Genomic DNA, 17,704 nt, shown 5'->3' on the forward strand with positions numbered 1-17,704 from the left:
TTAGCGCCCGCGCACGGCCGCAAGCGCGACGATGCCGAGCATGGCCGCCGTCGCCGCTGCGCCGAATACCCCGCGAACGCCGAACAGCGGGACCAGCGGGCCGAACAACACCGGGGAGAGAAACTGGCCCGTATAGCCCGCCGACGCGAGATACGAGCTGAACTGCCCCTGCCGACCGGCGGGCGCGAGCGCTTCGATCCAGGCAAAGGCCGACGGGAAGACCAGCCCGAGCCCAAGCCCGAACGCAACCACCGACGGGACGGCCGTCAGCGCCGACCCCGCGACGGTTGCACCCGCAAACGCGACGAGCCAGAGGCCAAGCGCCGCCGCGACGAGCGCGTGGCGACTCGTCCGTTCGATAAGTCGGTCGTAGACTGCCGCCGAGACGCCGCCGGCGAGTCCGTTGGCGGCGAGATAGAGGCTGATCGACAGCGAGGAAGTGATCCCCAGCCCCGCAAGCAGTTGGGGGTAGAAGACGACGATGCTGTAGAGCAAGACGTTCGCCCCGAAGTACAGCAGGTACACCGACAGGAGCCCGGGACGGCGTCGAAAGACGGCGAGAACCCCGGCAAGGCCGCGTTCTGCGTCCGTTCGGCTGCTGGCTCCGCGGATCCCCGTCTCGGGAACGGTCGCAACCGCGAGCAGCCCGAGCGGGAGCGCGACCAGATAGACGCCGAAGGGTGCCTGCCACGAGAGGGTGCCGAGCGCACCACCGACCAGCGGCCAGATCACCGCGCCGACGCTGTTAGCGCTGCTTCGCAACCCCAGTGCCCGCTCCATCCGCTGGCCCTCGTAGAGTTGGTAGATGAGCACCGTGATCCCGGTGTAGACGAATGCGACGCCGACGCCCAATACCGCTCTCGAGGCAAGCAACGGCCCGAACGAATCGACGACGAGTCCAGCCCCGCCGCCGGCCGCGTACAACAGCAGACCGAGAATGAACGGACGGCGAGGACCGATGCGATCGATGAGCGCTCCCGCGATCGGACTGACGAGAACGATGAGCGCGCCGTGGGTCGTGATGATGAGGCCGGCGTTTGACTCCGACACCCCGAGGCCCGACTGGATCGCCGGCACGATCGGCCCGAGGATCGCCCCGGCCATCACCGTCAGCGTTGCCGACGCCAGAATTACCCACAGCGTCGTCCGTCGTTCCGGCGCATTCGTCATCGAGTCCTACTCACGAGAGCAGCGCCAACACGGTTGTGGTTTTCACGGTACACGTCACTCACTGCACCGTCGCTGCGGCGCGACGGCTTGTCGAACCCGTGGCGGTTACGATGTGCTGGTTCCGTCGTCGCTCGTATCCCGCGTGGTCGATTCCAGCCAAAAAGAGCCCTGTGAGTCGGTCAGCGACACCCGTCGGAGAGGTTCGGTTTCGTACGAGAGAACAAGTCGTGTCGTAGACCAGCAAGTGTCCCAACTGCAGTACGGGAAACGTTGCCCGGTTACGGCGAGGAAGATGTCACGCCGATGGCTCGGAGTCAGCGATTCCGTGAGTGTTCTCGGCACTGATCGTGACCGGCTCGAGTGAGAGTTCGACGCCACTGTCGACCGGTTCGACGACGACAGTATGACCCACATACTCGAACTCGATGGCAGAAAAACTGGCGTCGGGTGTACAGAGCGAGTCGAGGGCTTCGGGGTCAATCGCGTTGTAGAGTGGCTCGAGATCGACTGGATCGGTATTGGTTACCGCTGCAACGAGAGAAACGAGCGCCATGCTCGGCCGCTGCTCGTCTACAGCCGTCACTGTCGTCGAGTGATGAGAGTGCATCAATGGTGTTGTCGAGGCCGGGAATAAAGAAAATAACCCAATATTCCGAGGGGGCACCTACAAACAGAATTACAGTCCAACTGAGTGACAACCGTACCGAACGTAGGCCCAGAACCCAGATTCGGGTTCGAACCACGTCCAACTGCTGGGTTGGTCTTGTGCGATCTGTTCAGACACTCGTCGTTCCCTGCCGTGTGTGACTGGGGCTTGTTACTCCCGACGCGGGACCTCGTGGCGGCCAAAGCCATACCGGAGTCGGCTCGCCAGCCGCCGCGAGAAGCGACCGTCGTCGGCTCGAGAGCCGAATCGTTCGCCAAGCGCGGTGTAGATCAACGGCAGCGGCACTTCCTGCTCGAGACCTTCCTGGACGGTCCAGGTGCCCGTCGAACCACCTTCGATGCGGTCCGCGACGTCGCCCAGATCGGTTCCTTCCTCGCGGAACGCCTCCTCACAGAGTTCGAGCAGCCACGACCGAATCACTGCGCCGTTGTTCCAGACCGAGGCGACGTTCTCGAGGTCAAGGTCGTAGCGCCCCTCGTGGAGCAGTTCGAACCCTTCGCCGTAGGTCTGCATCAGCGCGTACTCGACGCCGTTGTGGACCATCTTCACGTAGTGGCCCGACCCTGCCGGCCCCATCCGCTCGTGGCCGTCGGGCCCGGTCGCGACGGCGTCGAAGACGGGCGAAAGCTCGTCGTAGGCCCACTCGGGGCCACCGACCATCAGCGAGAAGCCCAGATGCGCGCCCGCGGGGCCACCCGAGGTCCCACAGTCGAGATACGCCGCCGGGCAGGACTCGGCTCGCCGCACGGAGTCCTCGAAGTAGGAGTTGCCGCCGTCGACGACCACGTCGTCCGCATCGAGGTGGTCCTCGAGTTCCTCGAGCGTCGCGTCGACGGCCGCACCAGCCGGCACCATCAGCCAGATGCGTTTGTCCTCGCCGAGTCGGCCGACGAGGTCTTCGACCGAGTCAGCCGGCTCCGCACCCGCGTCGGCAGCCGTCGCGACGGCCTCTGGCTCGAGGTCGAAGGCGACGACGTCGTGGCCTGCCTCGAGGGTCCGGTCGACGACGATCTGTCCCATGCGTCCGAGTCCGATTACGCCTAGTTCCATAGGCGTCACTCTGCGGGGGGAAGAAGTAGTGGTTGTGATTTGTGGCTCACGGTGACTGGGAGAGACGAACGTCGGTACAACAAACGAACGAATCGCAGTGGTGGCCAGGTCTGGCGATTCGAGAGCCGTGTGTCGAGATTACTGAACTGGCTCCTCGAGTCGCGCCCAGCCGATCGCATCGAGAACGACGATTCGGTCGCCGGAATGGACGTAGACGCCGTTGTACTCGGTTTGGTCGCCGTCATAATACGGCAGCGAGCCACGGATGGAGTCGACGACGGACCAGGCACCATCGTGCTCGATGGTGACGTGTTCCCACTCGTCGTGGGCTTTGTTACGAACGGCGCGGTCGATCGCGCGCCGTGCACCGGGGATATCGCGCAGTCGGCGGGAGGCACCGTCAACGATGGTGGCCTCCGCTGGGACCTCGTCGTGGTCGACGATTCGTGCGCCGAGATCGGCCTTCGACCGCGAGGTGTGGTCGACCTGCTGGCTCGAGCGAAGCGCGTAGCCGACAACTGCGGCCGCCCCGACTGCAAGTGCCGACAGCGCCAGTTCTTTTCCCCTGATCATCATGGGAGTACGTTACAGTAACTGACTAAGTATCTTTCGTAAGAATGTGCGCTTCCAAAATGTCAGCCTGAGGACTGAATCGGGGTGGTGGCTGGCCTACATGAGCCGCGCGACGTTCGACGTGATCAGGCCGGAAACGACGAGCAACGCGATGGAGACGACCGCTGCTGCTCGGTACAGTGGTAAGGCATCGCTTGCCGGCTCACGCAGTTTCTTCCCGTTGAGCCCTGCTTCGAAGCGCTTCGCACCGACCTCGATGAGCCCAGCCAGCATGGCCCAGAGGACGACCATCACGAGCACGAGTTGTCCGTTGAGCGTATTGAACAGGCCCTCAGGGGAGTATCCCCTGCCCGCGAGATGCCCCCCAGTCACCAGCAAGAGGAGTGCGCTCACACGCGAGAGCATCGTGAGCCTCCCCGAGATGACCTCGAGGGGCTTCGTCGTATTGAACGCGCCATCGCGGGCGAGTGGTAAGACGACCGCTGCGACGTAACAGACGCTGCCAGCCCAGAGGGCAGCGAATATCAGATGGATCGTCTGGGCGACGAACGTATCAACCATACCGAGTCCCTTGGAGAGGTGGAGTATCAGCGTTCCGACTCACCGCCGCGGCCGATCACTCGAGCCAGTCGGGAACCCACGCGACCAGCTCCCGGCGAACGAGTGCGTACACGAGCGACATGGCGACGCCGCCGAGGACGACGGCGCTGATCCAGCCATCGAAAACGAGCACCGCGGGGATGGCGAGGACGACCGCGAGCGCGGCGTCTTCGGGCGCGCCGTCGTAGCGAATCCAGCGCCGCGGCCGAATCCACCGCCCGCGAACGTGGTCGTAGACGGCTCGCTCGCTCCGGTCGTTCCACGGGTCCATCTCGGGGCCGCCGCCGATGGCGTCGCTTGCGGCGTGGAGCCAGGCGGCGACAGCGAACGCCGCAAACCCAACGGTGGCATTCGAGGGAACACTGACCGCGAGACCGACCGCAGGGATGACCACCGCGAGCCCGCCGAGTGGAAAATGGAGCGTCCGTCGGTGAACAGCGACGAGATCGAAATCCGGTGTGAGACCGCCGAGAATCGCACCGACTGCAAGCGCCATTGCAAACTCGGGGACGGCGTAGGCGATCGGGGCAACGACAGCGAGCCCGGCGAAGACGTGTGTGGTCGCCATCATCGTTCGAACGTCCGACGGGAACGACCAAAACAGTACGCGACCCGGTGGTTCGTAGGACTACTCGAGGTTTTCGCCCTGATAACTACCGTCATAGACGTCCTCGTGGTTGGCCTCAGCAAAGACCAGTTGAGCGATTCTGGCGCCGCGTTCGATCTCGATGTCGTGGTGGACCTGTAACAGCCCCTCGCCACGACCCTCGTAGCCCGCGTCCCAGACAGCCGTATTCAGCATACACGAGTTACGCATCAGCGACGAGCGCGGGTAGACGAAGCCGATGTGACCCTCAGGAATCCGAATCCGCTCATCGTAGCGGGCGACGTAGGCCCCTTCGGGCAGATAGAAGGTGTCGGGGTCTTTCTGCTCGAGTTCCTCGAGTGGGCGGGCGATACGGTCGCCGATCTCTTTGCCGTCGCGACCGATACGACCCGGCTCGAGTTGCTCGAAGACGACGTCTAACGTGAGGTCGACGCCGTTTGGCTGTACCTGTTCGACAGCCGTCGGCGAAACGTGGTCGGCAACGAACGCACCGGAACGGAACATACAGTGACAACGCTCCGGGGCAGAGAAAAGCGTATCCGTTCATGACGGCCCGTTCGGGACGTGTACACGTCACAATCCATCACGGTCGAGTCGACGAACGATCAGTTTTCCCGACTCGTCGAGCGGAGTCGCTGCTTCTCGGACAGCCGTCCATGCCGATGGCAATAATTTCTCGAAACACGAAGCCGTTTCCGTTGGGACGCTCGAAACGGCCGCTTCCTCACAGAAACACGCTGGATTTATCAGGACGGACAGCGCATTTCGTAGTGCTATGGGACAGACTCTCACCGAGAAGATTCTCGACGATCACCTCGTCGAGGGCGAACTCGAGACCGGCGAGGAGGTCGGGATCGAGATCGACCAGGTACTTACCCAGGACACGACCGGCACGATGGTCTGGCTCCAGTTCGAAGCGATGGGACTGGACGAAGTCCAGACTGAGATCGCCGCCCAGTACTGTGACCACCAGACCTACCAGTTCGACTTCAAGAACACGGACGACCACCGTTTCCTCCGCTCCGCTGCCGGCACATATGGCGCTCATTTCTCTCGCCCCGGCAACGGTATCTGTCACAACGTCCACCGCGAGAACTTCGCCGCCCCCGGGAAGACGCTGCTTGGCTCTGACAGCCACACCCCAACACCCGGTGGCATCGGCGAACTCGCTATCGGTTCCGGCGGGATCGACGTCACCGTCGCGATGGGTGGCGCACCCTACTACATCGAGATGCCCGAAATCGTCAGCGTCCGTCTCGAGGGCGAACTCCCCGAGTGGGCCACCGCGAAAGACGTCATCTTGGAACTGCTCCGCCGTCTCTCTGTCAAAGGCGGCGTCGGCAAGATCCTCGAGTACACCGGCCCCGGCGTCGAGTCGCTCACCGCACCCGAGCGGATGACGATCACCAACATGGGCACGGAACTCGGCGCGACGACGTCGATCTTCCCAACCGACGAGCAGACCGAGGATTACCTCGAACGCGTCGGCCGCGGCGACGAATACGTCGAGCTCCAGCCCGACGACGACGCCGAGTACGACGACGAGATCGTCGTCGACCTTTCGGATCTCGAGCCGCTGATCGCACAGCCCTCGATGCCCGACAAGGTCGTCCCCGTCAGCGAAGTCGAAGGCGAATCCGTCGAGCAGGTCATCGTTGGCTCCTGTACGAACGGTGGCTACGAGGACATCCTCCCCGTCGCCAAGATGCTCGAGGGTCGCGAGACCTCGATGGAGACCGAGACGATCGTCGCCCCCGGCTCCAAGCAGGCCTCCGAGATGCTCGCCCGTGAGGGCTGGGTCGCGGAGATGATGGCTGCTGGCGTCAACTTCTCGGAAGCCACGTGTGGTGCCTGTATCGGTATCGGCCACGTGCCTGCCTCCGATTCGGTCTCGCTGCGAACCTTCAACCGTAACTTCGAGGGTCGCTCGGGTATCGAAGACGACAACGTCTACCTCTGTTCGCCAGAGGTCGCCGCCGCCGCGGCAATTAAAGGTGAGATCATCGACCCACGAAATCTCGCCGACGAACTCGACGACCTCGAGGCACCCGGCGTCGAGCTCCCAGACGAGTACGACGGCTCCAAGACGGACCTCATCGCCCCCGACGAGGCCGTCGACGACGAGCTCATCAAGGGTCCAAACATCGGCGACGTGCCGTTGAAGGACCAGCTCGACTCCGAAATCGAGGGCGAAGCGCTGCTCAAGATGGAGGACAACATCACGACCGACCACATCATTCCTGCAACGCAGGACATCCTGATGTACCGGTCGAACGTCCCCAAACTGAGCGAGTTCACGCTCTCGCGTGTCGACGACACCTTCGCACAGCGCGCACTGGACGCCGATGGTGGCTTCCTCGTCGCTGGCGAGAACTACGGCCAGGGCTCCTCGCGAGAACACGCCGCGCTCTGTCCGATGTATCTCGGCATCGAGGGCGTCCTCGCACAGAGCTTCGCCCGCATCCACCGTGCGAACCTCTTTAACTTCGGGATCATCCCGCTGACGATCGACGAGGACACCTACGAGTCGATCGATCAGGGCGACGAGATCGAGATTGTCGACGATGTCTACGAGGCCGTCACCTCCGGCCAGGAAAAGTTCACGGTCCGCGTCGGTGACGAGGAGTACACCGCCACACTCGACGCCTCCGAGCGCGAGCGCGACATCCTCGCCGCCGGTGGCAAACTCGCCTGGACGAAAGAACAGGCCGAAGGCGGCAGCGGCGCTGCCCCAGCCGACGACTGATCGCGACCGGTTGATTTTCCGTTTTTTGCCGTTGATCCTCGAGGAGTGACGACGCGCGCTCCATACTCTCAGCAGTTCACTCGACAGCCACCATCAGGCTCACCGTGGGCGCACGGTTGCGGTCGGCTTCGCGGGATGTCTGGAGGGGAACAACACGCTCTCAGCCGGGACAGCCGGCAACGCTGACTCGAGGAGATGGCGCGAGCGCTGAACGAGCACGACCACAGGCAGGGTAGGCCGTCGGAAGCGCCCAGTGCGTGTAAAACTGCGGCCAGAAACGGTGATCAGCTCTCGAAGTAGCGGCTGAGCAGTGCCGCCACCACCATGATGACGACGAGAACCGTCGAGAGCGCGTTGATCGTCGGTGTCAATCCGGTTCGAAGCATGGTGTAGATCTCGACCGGGACGGTACTCGAGGCCGGCGAGATGAGAAACTGCGTCGCGGTGAACTCGCCGAAGGAGACGACGAAGGCAACGAAAAAGCCCGCCAGCAACGCCGGCGAGATGATCGGCGCAGTGACGTTCAGGAACGTCACCGTCGAGTCAGCACCGAGTACGCGAGAGGCCTGTTCTAGGTCCTCATCGAAGGTTACCAGCTGTGACCGGACGAGCAAGAAGACGTACGGCACCGTCAGGATCGAGTGGCCGATAATCAGCGCTGGGTAGCCACTCGAGACGTCGGCCATCCCGAAGTAGCGGATCAGCGCGATCCCGGTGATGACTGGCGAGATGATCATCGGCAACAGCATGATCGTCGAGAGCTGCTGTTTGTACGGGAACTCGGCGCGAACGAAGCCGACGGCCGCAGCCGTCCCGAACGCGACGGCCAGCAGCGACGCCGCTGTCGCGACGATGAAACTCGTCACCAGCGCACCCAGGAGCTGACTGTCGGTCAGTAACTCCGTGTACCACTGGAGGCTGATGCCGTCGTAGGGGATCGCCGGGAACGTCTGCCCGGTAAAGGACGTGAGGACGACGATCGCCACCGGCACGAGCAAGAACGCATAGATGAGCAACAGGACGAACAGCAACGTGCCCTGTCGCACCAGGCTGGCCCGACGAATCGAGGAGGTCACGCTCATAGGTTACCGAGCGCCTCCTGGAGGTTGAAGACGGCGTTGAACGCCGCGATAAACGCGACGAGCAAGACGGTGTAGATCACCGCCAGCGCCGATGCCAGCTGAATGTTGTACGCCTCGAGGAACGTGCGTGCGATCTCGTTTGCGATCATCGATTGGTTCGGTCCACCGAGAACTGCAGGCCCGAGGAACGACCCGGTCGCAAGGATGAACACGATAACACCTGCGGCGACGATTCCTGGCATGGATAACGGCAACACGACTTCGCGGATCGTTCGGAACTGCCCGGCGCCGAGCACTCGAGATGCATTGATCGTCTCGTGGTGGATCGCGTTCAGTGAGTTGTAGATCGGCAGTACGGCGAACGGAAGATACGCGTTGGTCAACCCGAGAACGACGGCTGTCGAGGTAAACAACAGGTCAATCTCGAGGCCGGTGACCTGTGCGAGCGGTCCCGTCGGTGAGAAAAACAACATCAAGCCGAAGTAGCGGATGATGTAGGCGATCCACAACGGGACGACAACCAGCGTCAACAGGAGTCGAACGCGCTTGCTCGCGAAGACGAGGTAGTACGCGAGCACGTACGCGAACACGAGGGTGAGTACAGTTGTCACGAACCCGTAGATGAACGACCGAACGAACGCACTGACGTAGACGCCGCCGGTCGCCCGGTGGTAGGCCTGGAAGAGGCTGCCGTCGCCGAAATTAAGACTCTCGACGACCAGAAACAGGATCGGGAACACGAAAAAGAGCGTGACCCAGCCGATGCCGATTGCCACGAGATGGCGATTACTGATGCGCTCGGTGAGCCAGCTGGGGACCGGACTCCGGTCAACGACGACGCTCATACCACGACCACCGACTCGGGGTCGAACGTAACCGTCACCGCATCACCGACTGCGATGTCCGGGAACCGAGGCGTGTTCGCCATCGCCGTTTCGCCGCTCTCGAGTGTGACGGTGACTTCGGTCCGATTGCCGAGGTTAGAGACCTTTTCGACGGTGCCGGGGAACGCGTTGTCGGCGGTCGCTGCTGCGGTCGGTGCCGCCGACTCCGTTTGTGAGACGGGCGTGCCACCGTCCGCGGTCGCCGAAACGGGTTCGACGTCGACGTCTTCGGGGCGAACGAACAGGCTGACGTTCTCGCCGTCGTCGTGGTCGCCAGTGACGGCGACGCGAGTTGCGTCGGTCTCGACGGTCGGCTGCTCGTCGACGGTTGTGACAGTCCCACCAAACGTCGTGGATTTCCCGACGAATGTGGCGACGAACTCGTTGGCTGGCTCCTCGTAGATCGTTTCGGGATGGGCTGCCTGCTGTTTCTGCCCGTCGTCGAGGACGACCACCTTGTCAGACATCGAGAGCGCGTCCTCCTGATCGTGGGTGACGTACAGCGATGTGACGCCGAGTTCGCGCTGCAGCGTCATCAGCCACTCGCGCATCTCCTCGCGAAGGACGCGATCCAGTCCCGTCAACGGCTCGTCCAGCAACAGGATGTCAGGTTCGTATGCGAGCGCTCGAGCGAGCGAGACGCGTTGTTGCTGTCCACCCGAGAGTTCGTCCGGGCGATGATCGCCGTGGTCGGGAAGATCGACGAGTTCTAAGAACTCTTGGACCTGCGCATCGCGTTCCTCGGCATCGTAGCCGTGCATTCGGAGGCCGTAGGCGATGTTCTCTCGGACCGTCATGTGGGGGAACAGTGCCGTACTCTGGAACGCCATTCCGATATTGCGGTCCTCAGGTGCCAGGTCGGTGACGTCCTCGCCGCGGAGTTTGACCTGGCCGTCGGTTGGCTCACGGAGTCCGGCGATCATATGCAACAGCGTCGTCTTCCCACAGCCAGACGGTCCGAGCAGTGTGACGAAGTCGCCTTCGTCGATTCGAAAACTGACGTCGTCGACGGCGAGCAGCTCTCCGTAGTACTTCGTGAGTCCGGTGACTTCGAGCATCGGTAGTTATGTCTGTTTGACTTCCTGGAACTGTTCGGACCACTCGTCTTGCAGCGGCAGGATCTTCGACCAGTCGCGGAAGGCGAGATCCTCGACGGGCGCGTAGTCCGGGAGGTCGGTCATCTCCTCGGGTGGATCCTCGATCTGTACCGTGTAGTTCATCGCATCCGACATGTCGATCAGGTTCTCTCGCTCGTAGGTGAAGTCCAGCAGCTCGTGGACGGTCTCTCGGTTCTCAGTGCCGTCGACAACCGCGAGCGTGTCGGTCCAGGCCATCGCCCCCTCCTCGGGCATGACGTACTCGATGTGGTCGTAGCCGTCCTCCTGGAGTGCGAGGACGCGGCCACCCCACGCCTCGCAGACTGTCGCGTTCTCCTGGCGCAAGTACTGGATCGACGTCGCTCCGTCGGACCAGTAGCTAAAGCAGTTCTCGTTTTGCGCCTCGGCCTCGTCGATCACGTCCTCGAGTAGGGCCTCGTCGTCAGCGGCGTCGTTGATGTCGGCGTCGATCGCAACCGCGCAGTTCGAAAACCGGTCGACTGCTCGGTCGAGCAAGGCGAGTTCGCCGTCGAACTCGTCGTCTTTGATGTCGTCCCACGAGGTGAGCTCGCGGTCGACGAGCTCGGTGTTGTATGCGTAGCCCGTCGCACCGTTCTCTCGGATCAGCCCGATCGTGTCGCCGTCCTCGACGAGGAACGTCAGGTCCTGGGCCCCATCGCGGATATTGTCGGTGTAGTTCGGGACGTCGTCGACGTCGATCGGCTCGAGGATGGGCTCGTCCTCGGCCGCTGCCTGCGCCATCCCCGTGTCGTTGAGCGCGACGATGTCGAAATCGCCGGGGTTTTGCTGGATCATCGAGATCATCTCCGTGGTCCCACCGGCCGACGTGCCCTCGATTTCGTACTCCGAGTCGTCGGCCCAGCGTTCGAAGATCTCCATCTGAGACTCCTGCGTGTTGCCGCCAAACCCGAGGAATCGGAGTGTACTCGAGCTGCCGCCGAGACAGCCCGCAACACCCGCGAGTGATCCTGCACCGATCGTTGCCAGCGCCTTCCGCCTTGTTACCATGTTACGGTCAGTCATGGGCCTGACAACTGGTATGATAAGGAGCTATATAATTCTAACGCCGACTCCGAATTAGATACAGGATTTTAAGAAAACCTCCGAAATAGCTAAGTGAGTTAGGAGAAATTATGACTAGTAACTCTCTCGCTACGGACGAGGGAAAACGAAAACAATGGACTGCACTGATGATCGAGGAGTGGACACTGTCGAACCGACAGCGACTGATGCCGTGGAGTACGACCTCGAGGGCGATGTCGCCACTGTCACGTTGACACGCCCGGACCGGCTCAACGCCGTCACGAAGGAACTGTACGCAGGCGTCCTTGGTGCACTCGAGCGGGCGAGTGACGAGAATGCACGCGTCATCGTCCTTCAGGGGGCCGGCCGGGCATTCTGCGTCGGCGCGGACATGAAAGCCCACGGCGAGCGTGAGCGAACCGCCGGCGAGAAGCGCGAGTACGCCTGGGCCGCCCAGCGAGCCTGTCGGGCGCTTCAAACCCACGAGCGCCCTGTCGTCGCAAAGGTACAGGGGTACGCGATTGGTGCCGGCGCCGAACTGGCCCTCAGCGCGGATCTGATCGTGATGGCCGACGACGCAGAGATGCGATTTCCCGAGGCCGGGATCGGCACCTACGTCGGCGGTGGTGTCACCTATCGGCTTCCCGATCGTGTCGGCACTGCGACGGCAAAGCGACTGTTGCTCACTGCAGCCAGCGTCGACGGCGACGAGGCCGCGGCGATCGGTCTCGTCGACGAGACTGTCCCTCCCGACGAGTTGAACGCTGCCGTCGACGATCTCGCGGGCGAGATTGCCGGCAACGCGCCGATCCCAGTCGCGTTCGCGAAAGAACAACTGGACCGGCGGCCGGACGATCCCGAGCTCGCGTTGACCGCGGAGGTCGACGCGCTGCTTACCTGCATGGAAACAGACGACTGGCAGGAGGGTGTCGATGCGTTCGCCGAGGACCGCGAACCGATCTTCGAGGGGCAGTAATCATGCGTGATCCGATCGATCGCATCTTAGAGCCGTCGTCGATCGCCGTCGTCGGTGCCTCGTCCGATCCGTCCAAACGCGGCTACCAGGCCATCAAGACTCTCCAGGCGGGTGGCTTCGAAGGCACGATCTACCCGGTCAACCCGTCGGCCGACGAGATCCGCGGCCTCGAGGTTTTCGCCTCGATCGCCGACGTCCCCAAGCCGGTCGACCTCGCGTTGATCGTCGTTCCGGGACCGATCGTCCCGTCCGTGCTCGAAGACTGCGGCGAGATCGACGTTGGTGGCGCAGTCGTCATCGCCGTCGGCTTCGGCGAGACCGACGAGAAAGGCGAAGCCCTCGAGGAGGAAATCGTCTCGATCGCGGCCGAGAACGATGTCAGACTCGTCGGGCCGAACACGTCCGGGCTGATCAACGTCAGCGACGGGGCGAACCTCGTCGGTGCTGACGGCGTTCCCGAGGGCGACCTTGGACTGCTGTGTCAGAGCGGGAACCTCGCCATCGCGCTCTTCACCGAAGCCGCCGGCCGGGAAGGCGTCGGCTTCAGCCACTACGTCGGCGTTGGCAACGAGGCCGACCTTCAGTTCGACGAGTATCTCCCCTACTTCGAACGGACCGACGACACCGACGCCGTCGTCTGCTATGTCGAGGGCTTCTCCGATGGTCGCGCGTTCCTCGAGCAAGCCCGCGAAACCGGAGCGAAGACGCCGATCGTCGTCTGCAAGAGCGGTCGCTCGGACGTCGGCAAGCAGTCGGCGAGTTCCCATACGGGGTCGCTCGCGGGCGATGCAGCAGTCGCGGACGCCGTCTTCCAGCAGGCGGGCGTCGTCAGCGCCGATCGATCCGACGAACTGCTGGCGGCAGCCGACGCGCTGGCCTCCCAGCCACCCGTCGATGGCGAGAACGTCGCGGTCCTCGCCGACGGCGGCGGCCACGCGACGCTGGCAGCCGACGCCCTCGCCGAGCGTGGCCTCTCGGTGCCGCAGCTGGCAGCCGACACCCAGCGCCGACTCGAGAGCGTCCTTCCCGACGCCGCAAGCGTCCGAAACCCGGTCGACGTCGCTGGCGGCACTGACGACGACCCGTCGGTGTTCGCCGACTGCGCCGCGGCGCTGTTCGACGATCCGAACGTCGACGCCGTGTTGCTCTCAGGACTGTTCGGCGGCTACGGCCAGCGCTTTACCGACGACCTCGAGCCGATCGAGCAGGCCGCCGCAGCGGAGATTGCCGACGCCGCCGCGGCGACTGAGACGCCGCTGGTCATCCAGAGCGCCTACGAAAGCACCGAGCCCGAAACCCACACCATCCTTCGGGAGCACGACGTTCCGGTGTACGAGTCGCTAGACATTTCTGTCGCCTGTCTCGATGCGCTGTCGACGTACGGCACACATCTACAGGTCGCCGACAAAAAGAGTTCGTTCGAGCTCGATTCCGAGTCCGCCGACAGCCCCGACGGCGTTCGAGCGCTCGAGGACCGTGCCACCGACGGCACCCTCTCGGAGTACGACGCCAAAGCGCTCCTCGAGGAGTACGGCGCGCCGGTGACGCCGTACGCGCTCGCCGAAACGGCGGCTGATGCCGAACGCGTTGCCGCCGAGTTCGACGGCCCCGTTGCGATGAAGGTCGTCTCGCCGGATATCATTCACAAAACCGAAGCCGACGCCATCGCACTAGACGTCGCGGACGAGTCAGTTCGATCGACACACGAGAGCGTGCTCGAGAACGCTCGAGCCTACGATCCAGACGCCGCGATCGACGGCGTGCTCGTTTCGCCGATGCGGACCGACGGCGTCGAAGTGATCGTCGGTGCGACCCATGACGAGCAGTTCGGCCCCGTCGTCGTGTTCGGCCTCGGCGGCATCTTCGTCGAAGTGCTCGAGGACGTCGCCTTCCGTGCCGCACCACTGACCGAACACGACGCGCGGGCGATGCTCGACGATATCGAGGCGCAGGACGTGCTCGAGGGGGCTCGTGGCGACCCGCCGGTTGACCGTGACGCGCTCGTCGACGTCCTCCTGTCGGTCTCCCAGCTCGTCGCCGACCACCCCGAAATCGCGGAGATTGACCTGAACCCGGTGCTCGCGGGCGAGGAACGTGCCGAGATCCTCGACGCGAGTATCGTCCTCGAGTCAGGCAATGGCGACGACGACCCCGACAGGCAGACACAGGAGCCGGATGCGGTCCCCGATGGAGGTGTCGACAAATGACAGATCCCACTGAAACCAAGACTGACGAACCGCCCGTCCGCGTCGACCGTCCCCACGAGCATGTCGCTCGCCTCACACTCGACCGTCCGGACGCGATGAACGCCTACGACGAGTCACTCCTGCGGACGCTCGTTGCCCGCCTCGAGAAACTCGACTCGGACGACGACGTTCGCGCCATCGTTCTGACCGGCGCAGGTGATCGGGCCTTCTGCAGCGGCGTCGACCTCGAGAACATGCCGCTGACCCCCGAGATGGAGTTTGCCGACTACGAGGCGGGACTCGGCCTGTTCCAGAACGTCGTTCGCACCCTGCGGACGATTCAGACGCCGGTCGTCGGCGCAATCAACGGCTACGCGCTCGGGGCCGGCTGTGATACGGCACTCGCCTGTGACATCCGCATCGTCAGCGAGAACGCGGCCATCGGCGAGACGTTCATCGACGTCGGCTTCGTCCCCGGCGACGGCGGCGCATACCTCCTGCCGCGGCTGATCGGCGAGGCCCGGGCAAAGGAACTGATCTTCACCGGCCGCCACCTCGAGGGCGAAGAGATCGTCGACTGGGACCTCGCCCGTGAGTGTGTCCCCGCCGACGAGTTGCTCGAGACAGCCGAGTCGTTCGCTGCCGATCTCGCCGCCCAGCCGCCGATCGCACTCGGCTTCAGCAAGTCGCTGGTCAACGAGAGCGCCGACGTCGACCTCGAGACGGCGTTCGAACACGCCACGCGCGCCCAGCGGATCTGTGCCCAGACCGACGACCACGCGGAAGCGGTCGATGCGTTCGCCGAAAACCGCGAACCGGAGTTTACGGGCGAATGAGCCTCGACACCGTTGCACTCGTCCAGTTCGATCCCACGCTCGGCCCGGCCGACGACGGCACCATCGCGCGACTTTGCGATCGGATTCGAGAGGCCGCAGCCGAGGCGGATCCGGATCTGATCGTCTTTCCCGAACTCGCGACGACCGGCTACTCGATCTTTGATCAGATCGATGCCTGTGCAGAGCCGATTCCAGGGCCGACGACACGGGCCATCGGCAAGGCAGCCGCTGCCGTCGAGTCACACGTCCTCTTTGGAATGGCGGTCCGCGACGAGCGTGGCGTTCGAAACAGCGCCGTCTGGATCGATCGGAGAGGGGCGGTCCGGGCCCGCTACAACAAGCGAAACCCGTGGGGTGACGAACGCAACGTCTTCGTTCCCGGCGACGACATCCTCGTCCTCGAGTGTGAGGGCCGAACGCTTGGCGTTCAGATCTGTTACGATCTGAACTTTCCCGCACAGAGCGCGGCGTTTGCACGGGACGCCGTCGACGCGATCATCAACATCTCCGCGTGGTCGGTTCCGATGGCGGGTGACTGGGATCGGCTGCTCCCCGCTCGAGCACTCGAAAACGGGGCGTACGTCTTTGGCTGTAATCGGGCCGGATCCGAGGGAGCGCTGTCGTTTTACGGCCACACTACGGCCTACGAGCCCGATGGCTCGATCGCAAAACGACTCGACGACCAGTCCGGCACGCTCGTCTCTCAGATCACCCACGAGACACTCCACGACGAACGGGAGCGAAACCCGATGCGACGCGACCGACGCGACGATCAACCACCGACGAATCGAGTTTCAATCGGTTCTGGGGGTGGGAAGCACTGACATGTCCCCCAGCGGGATGTTTGGTGCATGATTCAGGGGTTTCGACGACATTTCAAGGAGTAGCAACAACCTAGTACTATGGCCGAAATCACACTCGACGAAACCGACTTCCGCTTGCTCAGAGAGCTAGATGAGAACGGAGAGATCGATGCCGACGAGATCGCTGAAGAGCTCGACATCAGCCAGTCGACAGTCTACTATCGGCTCGAGAAATACCGTGAACAGGGGATCCTGACGGGAACGATCTCCCATCTCGATCGACACAAACTCGGCCTCGGTATGACGGCAATTTCTGAGATCAAGACCGTCTACGGCCCTGAAGCGAAGGAAGTCGGCGAACGACTCGCACAGCTTTCGGGCGTGCAACAGGTGTATTCGATGATCGGGGAGATGTCGTTCTACGTCATCTCTCACGTTCGCGATCACGACCACCTGCAGTCACTCATCGAGGAAATTATTGAAACCGACGGTGTCGAAAACTCCGCGACGCACATCGTTCTTCGGACGTTCAAAGAGGAGTCGCGACTGCTGGTCAACTACGACGACGAGGATTTAGAACAGCTGTTCAACAGCTGAGACCGACCACGTGTCGACAGCGGGATACCGGCGGCTGCGCTCACGACCGACTCGACAACGAGAGACGGGACACCGTCAGCCCAACACGGAAACGGCAACGACTGGGTCGCCTACTCGAAGCAGGCGACTGGGTCGCCGGCGTCTCGAGGATCCGGGTCGAACGATGGCTCATCCGCGAGTCCGCCGCGGTATCGTGCCCGGAGCACGACGTTCTCATCGACGTAGTAGGTAACGCGAGTGTCTCGTTCGGTCGATGCGTCGGTCTGGCGTGTCGACGTCGTCAGATCGTACACGATCGAAGCCAGTACAGCCTCCATCTCAGTGTCCGATTCGATACCATCGATCTGTCGTTCCTGAAACCTGAACTCGAACTGGTCCGCCTCCGAGCCGTACGTCTCGAGAAACGTGTTTCGTCGATAGGCTCGCTCGAACTCGAGGACGTACTGATCAGCGCCGTCGGACACCGGCGACGGCGGTGAGGGATACGGCGCTGGTTCGACGTCGTCTGCGTGAGACACCGTCTCTGGATCGGGGCGGTCACTGTCGGCGCAGTCGTATCTGTCCGGAGGAACGATTCCAGGGTCGGCCGGCTCGTCATGGCTCGTGAGTTCCCTCTCGAAACAGCCCGCAAGCGCCACCGCAGACGGTATCGCAGCGGCGAGGAGGGAACGACGGGAGCGGGGAGGACGCATAGTGTAATGTCAGTAATAAATTATATATGGTTTTCGGACTCGTTACAGCTGACTGTCGTTTTAACACCGGCATCAAAGATAGCGTCGCGTCCTC

The 17,704-nt window shown here is 63.0% G+C and carries 18 protein-coding genes; 6 read left to right on the forward strand and 12 right to left on the reverse strand.

What is annotated here, in order from left to right; translation table 11 throughout:
• From ACERJA_RS05725 to ACERJA_RS05755, 7 genes are all read right to left on the reverse strand, one after another.
• On the reverse strand, window positions 1-1,170 hold the full coding sequence (locus tag ACERJA_RS05725) for an MFS transporter (protein ID WP_373607296.1): 1,170 nt from the start codon (window positions 1,168-1,170) through the stop codon (window positions 1-3).
• 295 nt (window positions 1,171-1,465) lie between these two features.
• Window positions 1,466-1,777: a HalOD1 output domain-containing protein gene (locus tag ACERJA_RS05730; RefSeq protein WP_373607297.1), complete on the reverse strand. Its 312-nt coding sequence runs from the start codon at window positions 1,775-1,777 to the stop codon at window positions 1,466-1,468.
• A gap of 210 nt (window positions 1,778-1,987) precedes the next feature.
• Complete coding sequence (gene gnd, locus ACERJA_RS05735) at window positions 1,988-2,887, reverse strand: phosphogluconate dehydrogenase (NAD(+)-dependent, decarboxylating) (protein ID WP_373607298.1); 900 nt, start codon at window positions 2,885-2,887, stop codon at window positions 1,988-1,990.
• Window positions 2,888-3,025: 138 nt separating this feature from the next.
• Window positions 3,026-3,463 carry a hypothetical protein gene (locus tag ACERJA_RS05740; RefSeq protein ID WP_373607299.1) on the reverse strand — a complete coding sequence of 146 codons (438 nt, stop codon included), beginning with the start codon at window positions 3,461-3,463 and terminating at the stop codon, window positions 3,026-3,028.
• A 93-nt stretch (window positions 3,464-3,556) separates the two neighbouring features.
• On the reverse strand, window positions 3,557-4,021 hold the full coding sequence (locus tag ACERJA_RS05745) for a copper resistance protein CopD (RefSeq protein ID WP_373607300.1): 465 nt from the start codon (window positions 4,019-4,021) through the stop codon (window positions 3,557-3,559).
• 55 nt (window positions 4,022-4,076) lie between these two features.
• On the reverse strand, window positions 4,077-4,631 hold the full coding sequence (locus ACERJA_RS05750) for a metal-dependent hydrolase (RefSeq protein WP_373607301.1): 555 nt from the start codon (window positions 4,629-4,631) through the stop codon (window positions 4,077-4,079).
• Window positions 4,632-4,688: 57 nt separating this feature from the next.
• The gene (locus tag ACERJA_RS05755; protein ID WP_006066144.1) at window positions 4,689-5,171 is read right to left on the reverse strand and encodes a deoxyuridine 5'-triphosphate nucleotidohydrolase; all 483 of its coding nucleotides are present in this window, start codon (window positions 5,169-5,171) and stop codon (window positions 4,689-4,691) included.
• A gap of 271 nt (window positions 5,172-5,442) precedes the next feature.
• On the opposite strand from ACERJA_RS05755, the gene ACERJA_RS05760 reads away from it, so the two are divergent.
• The gene (locus tag ACERJA_RS05760; protein ID WP_373607302.1) at window positions 5,443-7,413 is read left to right on the forward strand and encodes an aconitate hydratase; all 1,971 of its coding nucleotides are present in this window, start codon (window positions 5,443-5,445) and stop codon (window positions 7,411-7,413) included.
• A 284-nt stretch (window positions 7,414-7,697) separates the two neighbouring features.
• Here the strand turns inward: ACERJA_RS05760 and ACERJA_RS05765 are convergent, their stop codons facing one another.
• Genes ACERJA_RS05765 through ACERJA_RS05780 form a run of 4 tightly spaced genes read right to left on the reverse strand, consistent with a single transcriptional unit; the run spans window position 7,698 to window position 11,520 of the window.
• A complete protein-coding gene (locus ACERJA_RS05765) occupies window positions 7,698-8,495 on the reverse strand; it encodes an ABC transporter permease (RefSeq protein WP_373607303.1) in 798 nt (265 codons plus the stop codon).
• Window positions 8,492-9,340: an ABC transporter permease gene (locus ACERJA_RS05770; RefSeq protein WP_006066141.1), complete on the reverse strand. Its 849-nt coding sequence runs from the start codon at window positions 9,338-9,340 to the stop codon at window positions 8,492-8,494. Before ACERJA_RS05770 ends, ACERJA_RS05765 begins: the two co-directional genes overlap by 4 nt.
• Complete coding sequence (locus ACERJA_RS05775) at window positions 9,337-10,437, reverse strand: ABC transporter ATP-binding protein (protein WP_373607304.1); 1,101 nt, start codon at window positions 10,435-10,437, stop codon at window positions 9,337-9,339. The genes ACERJA_RS05770 and ACERJA_RS05775 overlap by 4 nt, the downstream gene beginning before the upstream one ends.
• Before the next feature lie 6 nt (window positions 10,438-10,443).
• Window positions 10,444-11,520, reverse strand: coding sequence for a PotD/PotF family extracellular solute-binding protein (locus ACERJA_RS05780; protein ID WP_373607305.1), 1,077 nt, complete (start codon window positions 11,518-11,520; stop codon window positions 10,444-10,446).
• Window positions 11,521-11,674: 154 nt separating this feature from the next.
• On the opposite strand from ACERJA_RS05780, the gene ACERJA_RS05785 reads away from it, so the two are divergent.
• From ACERJA_RS05785 to ACERJA_RS05805, 5 genes are all read left to right on the forward strand, one after another.
• Window positions 11,675-12,496, forward strand: coding sequence for an enoyl-CoA hydratase/isomerase family protein (locus tag ACERJA_RS05785; RefSeq protein WP_373607306.1), 822 nt, complete (start codon window positions 11,675-11,677; stop codon window positions 12,494-12,496).
• Between the two features lie 2 nt (window positions 12,497-12,498).
• The gene (locus ACERJA_RS05790) at window positions 12,499-14,703 is read left to right on the forward strand and encodes an acetate--CoA ligase family protein (RefSeq protein WP_373607307.1); all 2,205 of its coding nucleotides are present in this window, start codon (window positions 12,499-12,501) and stop codon (window positions 14,701-14,703) included.
• On the forward strand, window positions 14,700-15,518 hold the full coding sequence (locus ACERJA_RS05795; protein ID WP_373607308.1) for an enoyl-CoA hydratase/isomerase family protein: 819 nt from the start codon (window positions 14,700-14,702) through the stop codon (window positions 15,516-15,518). The genes ACERJA_RS05790 and ACERJA_RS05795 overlap by 4 nt, the downstream gene beginning before the upstream one ends.
• The gene (locus tag ACERJA_RS05800; protein WP_373607309.1) at window positions 15,515-16,342 is read left to right on the forward strand and encodes a carbon-nitrogen hydrolase family protein; all 828 of its coding nucleotides are present in this window, start codon (window positions 15,515-15,517) and stop codon (window positions 16,340-16,342) included. The genes ACERJA_RS05795 and ACERJA_RS05800 overlap by 4 nt, the downstream gene beginning before the upstream one ends.
• Window positions 16,343-16,420: 78 nt before the next feature.
• Window positions 16,421-16,918: an Lrp/AsnC family transcriptional regulator gene (locus ACERJA_RS05805; RefSeq protein ID WP_076610377.1), complete on the forward strand. Its 498-nt coding sequence runs from the start codon at window positions 16,421-16,423 to the stop codon at window positions 16,916-16,918.
• Between the two features lie 110 nt (window positions 16,919-17,028).
• Here ACERJA_RS05805 and ACERJA_RS05810 read toward each other — a convergent pair whose 3' ends face one another.
• Window positions 17,029-17,610 carry a hypothetical protein gene (locus ACERJA_RS05810; protein ID WP_373607310.1) on the reverse strand — a complete coding sequence of 194 codons (582 nt, stop codon included), beginning with the start codon at window positions 17,608-17,610 and terminating at the stop codon, window positions 17,029-17,031.
• Window positions 17,611-17,704: the final 94 nt, after the last annotated feature.

The sequence above is a fragment of the Natronorubrum sp. A-ect3 genome, assembly GCF_041821125.1.
Taxonomy (GTDB): domain Archaea; phylum Halobacteriota; class Halobacteria; order Halobacteriales; family Natrialbaceae; genus Natronorubrum; species Natronorubrum bangense.

What these genes read in the sequence shown, in the direction of transcription:
- ACERJA_RS05760 (WP_373607302.1), top strand. Translation starts at nt 5,443, where the DNA reads ATGGGACAGACTCTCACCGAGAAGATTCTCGACGATCACCTCGTCGAG.
- ACERJA_RS05780 (WP_373607305.1), bottom strand. Translation starts at nt 11,520, where the DNA reads ATGACTGACCGTAACATGGTAACAAGGCGGAAGGCGCTGGCAACGATC.
- ACERJA_RS05745 (WP_373607300.1), bottom strand. Translation starts at nt 4,021, where the DNA reads ATGGTTGATACGTTCGTCGCCCAGACGATCCATCTGATATTCGCTGCC.
- ACERJA_RS05775 (WP_373607304.1), bottom strand. Translation starts at nt 10,437, where the DNA reads ATGCTCGAAGTCACCGGACTCACGAAGTACTACGGAGAGCTGCTCGCC.
- ACERJA_RS05770 (WP_006066141.1), bottom strand. Translation starts at nt 9,340, where the DNA reads ATGAGCGTCGTCGTTGACCGGAGTCCGGTCCCCAGCTGGCTCACCGAG.
- ACERJA_RS05755 (WP_006066144.1), bottom strand. Translation starts at nt 5,171, where the DNA reads ATGTTCCGTTCCGGTGCGTTCGTTGCCGACCACGTTTCGCCGACGGCT.
- ACERJA_RS05725 (WP_373607296.1), bottom strand. Translation starts at nt 1,170, where the DNA reads ATGACGAATGCGCCGGAACGACGGACGACGCTGTGGGTAATTCTGGCG.
- ACERJA_RS05740 (WP_373607299.1), bottom strand. Translation starts at nt 3,463, where the DNA reads ATGATGATCAGGGGAAAAGAACTGGCGCTGTCGGCACTTGCAGTCGGG.
- gnd (WP_373607298.1), bottom strand. Translation starts at nt 2,887, where the DNA reads ATGGAACTAGGCGTAATCGGACTCGGACGCATGGGACAGATCGTCGTC.
- ACERJA_RS05795 (WP_373607308.1), top strand. Translation starts at nt 14,700, where the DNA reads ATGACAGATCCCACTGAAACCAAGACTGACGAACCGCCCGTCCGCGTC.
- ACERJA_RS05765 (WP_373607303.1), bottom strand. Translation starts at nt 8,495, where the DNA reads ATGAGCGTGACCTCCTCGATTCGTCGGGCCAGCCTGGTGCGACAGGGC.
- ACERJA_RS05790 (WP_373607307.1), top strand. Translation starts at nt 12,499, where the DNA reads ATGCGTGATCCGATCGATCGCATCTTAGAGCCGTCGTCGATCGCCGTC.
- ACERJA_RS05800 (WP_373607309.1), top strand. Translation starts at nt 15,515, where the DNA reads ATGAGCCTCGACACCGTTGCACTCGTCCAGTTCGATCCCACGCTCGGC.
- ACERJA_RS05805 (WP_076610377.1), top strand. Translation starts at nt 16,421, where the DNA reads ATGGCCGAAATCACACTCGACGAAACCGACTTCCGCTTGCTCAGAGAG.
- ACERJA_RS05730 (WP_373607297.1), bottom strand. Translation starts at nt 1,777, where the DNA reads ATGCACTCTCATCACTCGACGACAGTGACGGCTGTAGACGAGCAGCGG.
- ACERJA_RS05750 (WP_373607301.1), bottom strand. Translation starts at nt 4,631, where the DNA reads ATGATGGCGACCACACACGTCTTCGCCGGGCTCGCTGTCGTTGCCCCG.
- ACERJA_RS05785 (WP_373607306.1), top strand. Translation starts at nt 11,675, where the DNA reads ATGGACTGCACTGATGATCGAGGAGTGGACACTGTCGAACCGACAGCG.
- ACERJA_RS05810 (WP_373607310.1), bottom strand. Translation starts at nt 17,610, where the DNA reads ATGCGTCCTCCCCGCTCCCGTCGTTCCCTCCTCGCCGCTGCGATACCG.